Source organism: Streptomyces vietnamensis, assembly GCF_000830005.1.
Lineage (GTDB): Bacteria > Actinomycetota > Actinomycetes > Streptomycetales > Streptomycetaceae > Streptomyces > Streptomyces vietnamensis.
The window spans coordinates 6,137,485-6,145,000 of the sequence record NZ_CP010407.1 but is presented as its reverse complement, the minus strand read 5'-3'; the positions used below and the strand labels follow the sequence as shown (position 1 = coordinate 6,145,000).

The window sequence follows — 7,516 nt, the reverse complement described above, 5'->3', positions numbered from 1 at the left end:
CAGCTGCTCGCGGTCGCCTTCCTTCACCTCGAGGGTGTAGGGGCGGATGCGGTGCTCCTGGAGCTTCGCCTCGATGAGGGCGAGGGTCAGCTTGGAGCCGATGAGCGGGATGTCCGGCTTCAGCCGGAGCAGGTACGGGACGGCACCGATGTGGTCCTCGTGGCCGTGCGTGAGCACGATGCCCTCGATGTCGTCGAGGCGGTCCCGGATGATGGTGAAGTCCGGCAGGATCAGGTCGATGCCGGGCTGCTCCTCTTCAGGGAAGAGGACGCCGCAGTCGACGATCAGCAGACGGCCGTCGAACTCGAAGACCGTCATGTTGCGGCCGATCTCACCGAGGCCACCGAGCGGGATGACGCGCAGGCCGCCCTTGGGCAGCTTCGGCGGGGCGCCGAGTTCAGGATGCGGATGACTCAAAAGACTCTCCTCACCATGCGCGCCACGTACCGGTCGGGCACGTGGCGCGCATGACAATCGTGCACTTGCTGTTGTCAGTGTTCAGTTGTGAAGTCTGTTGTCAGAGTTCTACCCCGCCGGCGGCCAGGTCGACCTTGAGCTGCTCGGTCTCCTGCTCGGAGAGCTCGACGAGCGGGAGTCGCAGCGGGCCGGCCGGGAGGCCCTGGAGGGCGAGGGCGGCCTTGGTGGTCATGACGCCCTGGGTGCGGAACATGCCGGTGTAGACCGGGAGCAGCTTCTGGTGGATCTCGGTGGCCTTCTGGACCTCGCCGCCGAGGTGGGCGTCGAGGAGGGCGCGGAGCTCCGGGGTGACGAGGTGGCCGACGACGGAGACGAAGCCGCAGGCGCCGACGGAGAGCAGCGGCAGGTTGAGCATGTCGTCGCCGGAGTACCAGGCGAGGCCGGAGCGGGCGATGGCCCAGCTGGCGCGGCCGAGGTCGCCCTTGGCGTCCTTGTTGGCGACGATGCGCGGGTGCTCGGCGAGGCGGACGATCGTCTCGGTGTCGATCGGGACGCCGCTGCGGCCGGGGATGTCGTAGAGCATCACGGGGAGGCCGGTGGCGTCGGCGATGGCCGAGAAGTGCCGGTACAGGCCCTCCTGCGGGGGCTTGTTGTAGTACGGCGTCACGGCGAGGAGGCCGTGGGCGCCGTCGCGCTCGGCGGTGCGGGCCAGTTCGATGGAGTGGTGGGTGTCGTTGGTGCCGATGCCGGCGACGACGTGGGCGCGGTCGCCCACCGCCTCCAGTACCGCTCGTACGAGGTCCGATTTCTCCGCGTCGCTGGTGGTCGGGGACTCACCGGTGGTGCCGTTGATGACGAGGCCGTCGTTGCCCGCGTCCACCAGGTGGCTGGCGAGTCGCTGGGCACCGTCGAGGTCGAGTGCGCCGTCCGCCGTGAAGGGCGTGATCATGGCGGTGAGGACCCGCCCGAAGGGGGTCTGCGGAGTGGAGATCGGAGCCATGGGTAACACGCTACTCGCTGCTCAGCGCCGGGCGCCCCTGAGGGGGACAGGAGAAGAGGAGCCCGGCGCTGCCTGCTCGGGGGTTCAGGCAGCGCCGGGTCCGTTTGATCAGCCTAGATGAACTTCGTGAAACGTCGCAATACGGACACTTCGCATCGTGTGTTCGGACATGTGTGCCGTATGGGACTGCACAGTCGTCCAACACGGTGATCGCCTTCCTCGGCGGCGTCCTCCCGGAGGATGAGATTCGGCCGCTTTGATGAAAAAGGGCACCAAAACGTCGGTTCCGTCGTCTGTACCTGTGACGCATCACGACGAAGACAAGGAGAGTGGCCCTGATGTTCCGCCGGAGAGAGGCCGTACCGTTCGCGTTCGTCGCGGAGGCCGACCACTTCCGCAGTAACGTCACTCCACCGCCCCGGGAGCGCCTCAGCGCCTCGCAGATCGTGGGCCGCACCCTGCTCGGGCTGACCGTCGTGGCCGGCCTCGCCGGGTCCCTGGTCTTCGGGATGCCCTCGCTCCAGTCGGGGGACTCGGGCACTCGTCAGCAGCAGTCCGAGGCCTCCGACAACCGCTGAGGTAGCCTCACCGGGCACTGCCCCTTCGAGCGTGCTTGTGAGTGAGGACCTGTCGTGCCCCTGCCCTTCCTGACGGCCGACCGTGCTTTTGACACGACCGACCATGTCGCCCTGCCGTTCGACGACCACGATCAGTGGCGTCGTCCGTACCGGCCGGGGTCGTGGCGGGTGGGAGCGGCGGCACTCGCGCTGCTGCTCGCCTCGTTCGTCCTGCTCGCCTCCGTGATCGTCGCGTTCGCCGGGGCCTTCGGCGGCGCGGGCGTCACGTTCGGCATCGCCGTGCTCGTCATCGCGGCCGCCCTGCGGATGCTGCGCATGGGCGCCTGGGTGAGCCGCGCCGGTGTGCGGCGCGTGGGCTTCTTCTCGACGGTCACCGTGCCCTGGGCGAAGGTGACGTCCCTGCGGACCACCCAGCAGCCGGTGCGCTGGCTGGGACTCCCCCGCACGGTCCAGGGCCAGGCCCTGGTGCTCGACCGGCGGGGTGGTGAGCAGCTGCTGCTGCTCACCGACCACAACGCCGACTTCCTCTCCCGCATCGAGGCCTTCGACCGGGCGGCCGACACGGTCGAGGCCTGGAACGCCGAGTACGGCACGGCCCCGGTCGCTACGCGCTGACCGGACGCCCCTCGTGGAGCGCGATGGCCCGCTGCATCGCCTTGCGGGCCCGCGGGGTGTCCCGGGCGTCGTGGTAGGCCACCGCGAGCCGGAACCAGCAGCGCCAGTCCTCCGGTGAGTCCTCCGTCTCGGCCTTGCGCCGAGCGAAGACCTCGTCGGCCGAGTCCCGGAGGATCCGGCCGCCCTCCGTGCGCTTCAGCTCGTCGACGGGCAGGCCGCCCTCGGCCTCCAGCTCCGCGGCCAGGCGGTTGGCCCGGCGCGCGAAGCTGGTGTTCTTCCAGAGGAACCAGCCGCCGACGGCGGGCAGCAGGAACGCCACCGCGCCCATGCCCATGGCGGCCGGCTCGCCCGTGAGGAGGAGCAGGACGCCCTCCATCGCCACCACGCCGAAGACGAGGACGAGCACGGTGGAGAGGAAGACGTACGTGATCTTTCCGCCCATGGCCGTCAGCCCAGGTCCAGGAAGTGCTCCAGGCCGAAGGTGAGGCCAGGAGTGCTGGTCACGCGGCGGGCGCCCAGGAGGATGCCCGGCATGAAGCTGGAGTGGTGCAGGGAGTCGTGCCGGACGGTGAGGGTCTCGCCCTCGCCGCCGAGCAGCACCTCCTGGTGGGCGAGCAGGCCCCGGAGGCGTACCGCGTGGACGGGAACGCCGTCGACGTTCGCCCCGCGCGCGCCGTCGAGGGCGGTGGTCGTGGCGTCGGGCTGCGGGGCGCAGCCTGCCTTCGACCGGGCCTCGGCGATCAGCTGGGCGGTGCGGGTGGCGGTGCCGGAGGGGGCGTCCACCTTGTTCGGGTGGTGCAGTTCGACGACCTCGACGGACTCGAAGTACGGGGCCGCGATCTGCGCGAACTTCATGGTGAGGACCGCGCCGATGGAGAAGTTCGGGGCGATGAGGACGCCGGTCTCCGGGGAGGCGGCGAGCCAGGTCCGCAGCTGCGCGAGGCGGTCCTCGGTCCAGCCGGTGGTGCCGACCACCGCGTGGATGCCGTGGCGCACGCAGTAGTCGAGGTTCTCCATGACCGAGTCGGGGGTGGTCAGCTCGACGACGACCTGGGCGCCCGCCTCGGTGAGCGCCTCCAGGTCGTCGCCGCGGCCGAGGGCCGCGACCAGTTCCATGTCCTCGGCGGCCTCGACGGCCCTGACCGCCTCGGAGCCGATGCGGCCCTTGGCTCCGAGGACCGCCACACGCAGCTTGCTCATTGCTCTTCCTTACGGGACTTGTGGGTCAGTCAGGAGACCGCTTGGTGGAGGCGGTCCGCCTGCTTGTCCTTCAGCGGGCCGATCACCGACAGCGAGGGCCGCTGCTCCAGTACATCGCGGGCGACCTCGCGGACCTCGTCCGGGGTGACCGCCGCGATCCGGGTCAGCATGTCGTCGACCGACATCTGGGTGCCCCAGCACAGCTCGCTCTTGCCGATGCGGTTCATCAGCGCGCCGGTGTCCTCCAGGCCGAGCACGGTCGAGCCGGAGAGCTGCCCGACGGCGCGGGTGATCTCCTCGTCCGTGAGGCCGTCGGACGCGACCTTGTCGAGCTCGTCCCGGCAGATCTTCAGGACGTCGTGGACCTGGCTGGGCCGGCAGCCCGCGTACACCCCGAAGAGGCCGCAGTCGGCGAAGCCCGAGGTGTACGAGTACACGCTGTAGGCCAGGCCGCGCTTCTCGCGGACCTCCTGGAAGAGGCGGGAGGACATGCCGCCGCCGAGGGCGGTGTTCAGCACGCCGAGGGCCCAGCGGCGCTCGTCGGTGCGGGCCAGGCCCGGCATGCCGAGGACCACGTGGGCCTGCTCGGTCTTGCGGTTGAGCAGCTCGACGCGGCCCGCCGTACGGAGGGTCCGGGAGCCCTCGCGGGGGGCGACGGGGACGGCGTCGGTACGGCCGAGGGCGCCGGCCTTCTCGAAGGCGCGGCGGACCTGGCGCACCACCGTGGCGTGGTCGACGTTGCCGGCGCAGGCGACGACCAGGTGGGTCGGGTCGTAGTGCTTCTTGTAGAAGCGGGCGATCTGGCCGCGGCTGAGCGCGTTGATCGTGTCGACGGTGCCGAGGACCGGGCGGCCCAGCGGGGTGTCGCCGAACATCGTCTGCGCGAACAGCTCGTGCACGACGTCACCGGGGTCGTCCTCGGTCATCGCGATCTCTTCGAGGATGACGCCGCGCTCGGCGTCCACGTCCTCGTCGAGGATGAGCGAGTCCGTGAGCATGTCGCAGACGACGTCGATCGCCAGCGGCAGGTCGGTGTCGAGGACCCGGGCGTAGTAGCAGGTGTACTCCTTCGCCGTGAAGGCGTTCATCTCGCCGCCGACCGCGTCGATCGCGGCGGAGATGTCGAGGGCGGACCGCTTGTGGGTGCCCTTGAAGAGGAGGTGCTCCAGGTAGTGGGTCGCGCCGTTGAGCGTCGGGGTCTCGTCGCGGGAGCCGACGTGCGCCCAGATGCCGAAGGTGGCGGAGCGCACGGAGGGGAGGGTCTCGGTGACGATCCGCAGGCCCCCGGGGAGGGTCGTGCGGCGGACCGTGCCGATGCCGTCCTTGCCCGGGAGAAGCGTTTGGGTACGGGCGACGGCCCGCCCCTCCGAAGAGGGGCGGGCCGTCGCGCGGGAACTACGGGACGTCACTTGGCAGCGTCGTCCTTGTCACCCTCGGCGCCGTCCTCGTCCGCGATCACGGGGATCAGGGAGAGCTTGCCGCGCTGGTCGATCTCGGCGATCTCGACCTGGACCTTGGAGCCGATCGCGAGCACGTCCTCGACGTTCTCCACGCGCTTGCCACCGGCGAGCTTGCGGATCTGCGAGATGTGCAGCAGGCCGTCCTTGCCCGGGAGCAGGGAGACGAAGGCACCGAAGGTGGTGGTCTTGACGACCGTACCCAGGTAGCGCTCGCCGACCTCCGGCATGGTCGGGTTGGCGATGCCGTTGATCGTGGCGCGGGCGGCCTCGGCGGCCGGGCCGTCGGCGGCACCGATGTAGATGGTGCCGTCGTCCTCGATCGTGATCTCGGCGCCGGTGTCCTCCTGGATCTGGTTGATCATCTTGCCCTTGGGGCCGATGACCTCACCGATCTTGTCCACGGGGATCTTGACGGTGATGATCCGCGGGGCGTTCGGGGACATCTCGTCCGGCGTGTCGATCGCTTCCATCATCACGTCGAGGATGTGGAGGCGGGCGTCGCGGGCCTGCTTGAGGGCCGCGGCCAGGACGGAGGCCGGGATGCCGTCCAGCTTGGTGTCGAGCTGGAGGGCGGTGACGAACTCCTTCGTACCGGCGACCTTGAAGTCCATGTCGCCGAAGGCGTCCTCCGCACCGAGGATGTCGGTGAGGGCGACGTAGTGCGTCTGGCCGTCGATCTCCTCGGAGATCAGACCCATGGCGATGCCGGCGACGGGGGCCTTCAGCGGCACACCGGCGTTCAGCAGCGACATGGTGGAGGCGCAGACCGAGCCCATGGACGTCGAACCGTTGGAGCCGAGGGCCTCGGACACCTGGCGGATCGCGTAGGGGAACTCCTCGCGGGTCGGGAGGACCGGGACGAGGGCGCGCTCGGCGAGGGCGCCGTGGCCGATCTCGCGGCGCTTGGGCGAGCCCACGCGGCCGGTCTCGCCGACGGAGTACGGCGGGAAGTTGTAGTTGTGCATGTAGCGCTTGCGGGTCACCGGGGAGAGGGTGTCCAGCTGCTGCTCCATGCGGAGCATGTTGAGGGTGGTGACGCCCAGGATCTGGGTCTCGCCACGCTCGAACAGCGCCGAGCCGTGCACGCGCGGGATGGCCTCGACCTCGGCGGCGAGCGTACGGATGTCCGTGATGCCGCGGCCGTCGATGCGGACCTTGTCCTTGATGATGCGCTCGCGGACCAGCTTCTTGGTCAGCGCGCGGTAGGCGCCCGCGATCTCCTTCTCGCGGCCCTCGAAGGCCGGGAGGAGCTTCTCGGCGGCGAGGTCCTTGATGCGGTCGAGCTCGGTCTCGCGCTCCTGCTTGCCGGCGATGGTGAGCGCCTGGGCGAGCTCGTCCTTGACGGCGGCGGAGAGCGCCTCCAGGACGTCGTCCTGGTAGTCGAGGTAGACCGGGAACTCGCCGGTGGGCTTGGCGGCCTTGGCGGCGAGGTCCGACTGGGCCTTGCAGAGGACCTTGATGAAGGGCTTCGCGGCCTCGAGACCGGCGGCGACGACCTCCTCGGTCGGCGCCTCGGCGCCGCCCTTGACCAGCTGGATGGTCTTCTCGGTGGCCTCGGCCTCGACCATCATGATCGCGACGTCGCCGTCCTCCAGGACGCGACCGGCGACGACCATGTCGAAGACGGCGTCCTCGAGCTCGGTGTGCGTCGGGAACGCGACCCACTGGCCCTTGATCAGGGCGACACGGGTGCCGCCGATCGGGCCGGAGAAGGGCAGGCCGGCGAGCTGCGTGGAGCAGGAGGCGGCGTTGATCGCGACCACGTCGTACAGGTGGTCGGGGTTGAGCGCCATGATCGTCTCGACGATCTGGATCTCGTTGCGCAGGCCCTTCTTGAAGGAGGGGCGCAGCGGGCGGTCGATCAGACGACAGGTGAGGACGGCGTCCTCGGAGGGGCGGCCCTCACGGCGGAAGAAGGAGCCGGGGATCTTGCCGGCCGCGTACATCCGCTCCTCGACGTCCACCGTCAGGGGGAAGAAGTCGAGCTGGTCCTTGGGGCGCTTCGAGGCGGTGGTCGCGGAGAGGACCATCGTGTCGTCGTCCAGGTAGGCGACGGCGGAGCCGGCGGCCTGCTTGGCGAGACGGCCGGTCTCGAAGCGGATGGTGCGGGTACCGAAGGCGCCGTTGTCGATGACGGCCTCGGCGTAGTGGGTCTCGTTCTCCACTATGGGTTTCTCCTACGTGTTCGTCTTTGCGTCCTTCGGCCCGTGTGGCCGGGGACGGTGTGCGACGGGGCGGAGAGCTCG

General features: G+C 69.8%; 8 protein-coding genes (1 of these 8 cut by a window edge). 2 read left to right on the top strand and 6 right to left on the bottom strand.

Annotated elements, in window-relative coordinates:
• Both SVTN_RS27695 and dapA read right to left on the bottom strand, forming a co-directional pair.
• Window positions 1-417, bottom strand: the beginning of a protein-coding gene (locus SVTN_RS27695) for a ribonuclease J (RefSeq protein ID WP_041131546.1). Its footprint begins 1,269 nt before the window's first position; 417 of the gene's 1,686 nt are visible here — the first part of the coding sequence; its start codon is at window positions 415-417; the stop codon falls past the left edge of the window.
• Between the two features lie 100 nt (window positions 418-517).
• Window positions 518-1,417: a 4-hydroxy-tetrahydrodipicolinate synthase gene (gene dapA / locus SVTN_RS27690; protein WP_041131545.1), complete on the bottom strand. Its 900-nt coding sequence runs from the start codon at window positions 1,415-1,417 to the stop codon at window positions 518-520.
• A gap of 338 nt (window positions 1,418-1,755) precedes the next feature.
• On the opposite strand from dapA, the gene SVTN_RS27685 reads away from it, so the two are divergent.
• A complete protein-coding gene (locus SVTN_RS27685; protein ID WP_041134294.1) occupies window positions 1,756-1,995 on the top strand; it encodes a hypothetical protein in 240 nt (79 codons plus the stop codon).
• Between the two features lie 54 nt (window positions 1,996-2,049).
• Window positions 2,050-2,610, top strand: a complete 561-nt coding sequence (locus SVTN_RS27680) for a PH domain-containing protein (RefSeq protein WP_041131544.1) — start codon at window positions 2,050-2,052, stop codon at window positions 2,608-2,610.
• Here SVTN_RS27680 and SVTN_RS27675 read toward each other — a convergent pair.
• From SVTN_RS27675 to SVTN_RS27660, 4 genes are read right to left on the bottom strand one after another with little or no spacing between them, the layout of a single operon-like run.
• A complete protein-coding gene (locus SVTN_RS27675; RefSeq protein ID WP_041131543.1) occupies window positions 2,600-3,052 on the bottom strand; it encodes a membrane protein in 453 nt (150 codons plus the stop codon). The genes SVTN_RS27680 and SVTN_RS27675 overlap by 11 nt on opposite strands.
• Window positions 3,053-3,057: 5 nt before the next feature.
• Window positions 3,058-3,810 (bottom strand): 4-hydroxy-tetrahydrodipicolinate reductase, encoded by a 753-nt coding sequence (gene dapB / locus SVTN_RS27670; protein WP_041131542.1) that lies wholly within the window; start codon window positions 3,808-3,810, stop codon window positions 3,058-3,060.
• A gap of 29 nt (window positions 3,811-3,839) precedes the next feature.
• The gene (locus SVTN_RS27665; RefSeq protein WP_041131541.1) at window positions 3,840-5,219 is read right to left on the bottom strand and encodes a M16 family metallopeptidase; all 1,380 of its coding nucleotides are present in this window, start codon (window positions 5,217-5,219) and stop codon (window positions 3,840-3,842) included.
• Entirely contained in the window at window positions 5,216-7,435 is a 2,220-nt protein-coding gene (locus SVTN_RS27660) for a polyribonucleotide nucleotidyltransferase (protein WP_041131540.1), read from the bottom strand. The genes SVTN_RS27665 and SVTN_RS27660 overlap by 4 nt, the downstream gene beginning before the upstream one ends.
• Window positions 7,436-7,516: the final 81 nt, after the last annotated feature.

Bases quoted from the DNA above. Each gene is read 5' to 3' on its own strand.
- dapA (WP_041131545.1), bottom strand. From the start codon at position 1,417: ATGGCTCCGATCTCCACTCCGCAGACCCCCTTCGGGCGGGTCCTCACC.
- SVTN_RS27685 (WP_041134294.1), top strand. From the start codon at position 1,756: ATGTTCCGCCGGAGAGAGGCCGTACCGTTCGCGTTCGTCGCGGAGGCC.
- SVTN_RS27675 (WP_041131543.1), bottom strand. From the start codon at position 3,052: ATGGGCGGAAAGATCACGTACGTCTTCCTCTCCACCGTGCTCGTCCTC.
- dapB (WP_041131542.1), bottom strand. From the start codon at position 3,810: ATGAGCAAGCTGCGTGTGGCGGTCCTCGGAGCCAAGGGCCGCATCGGC.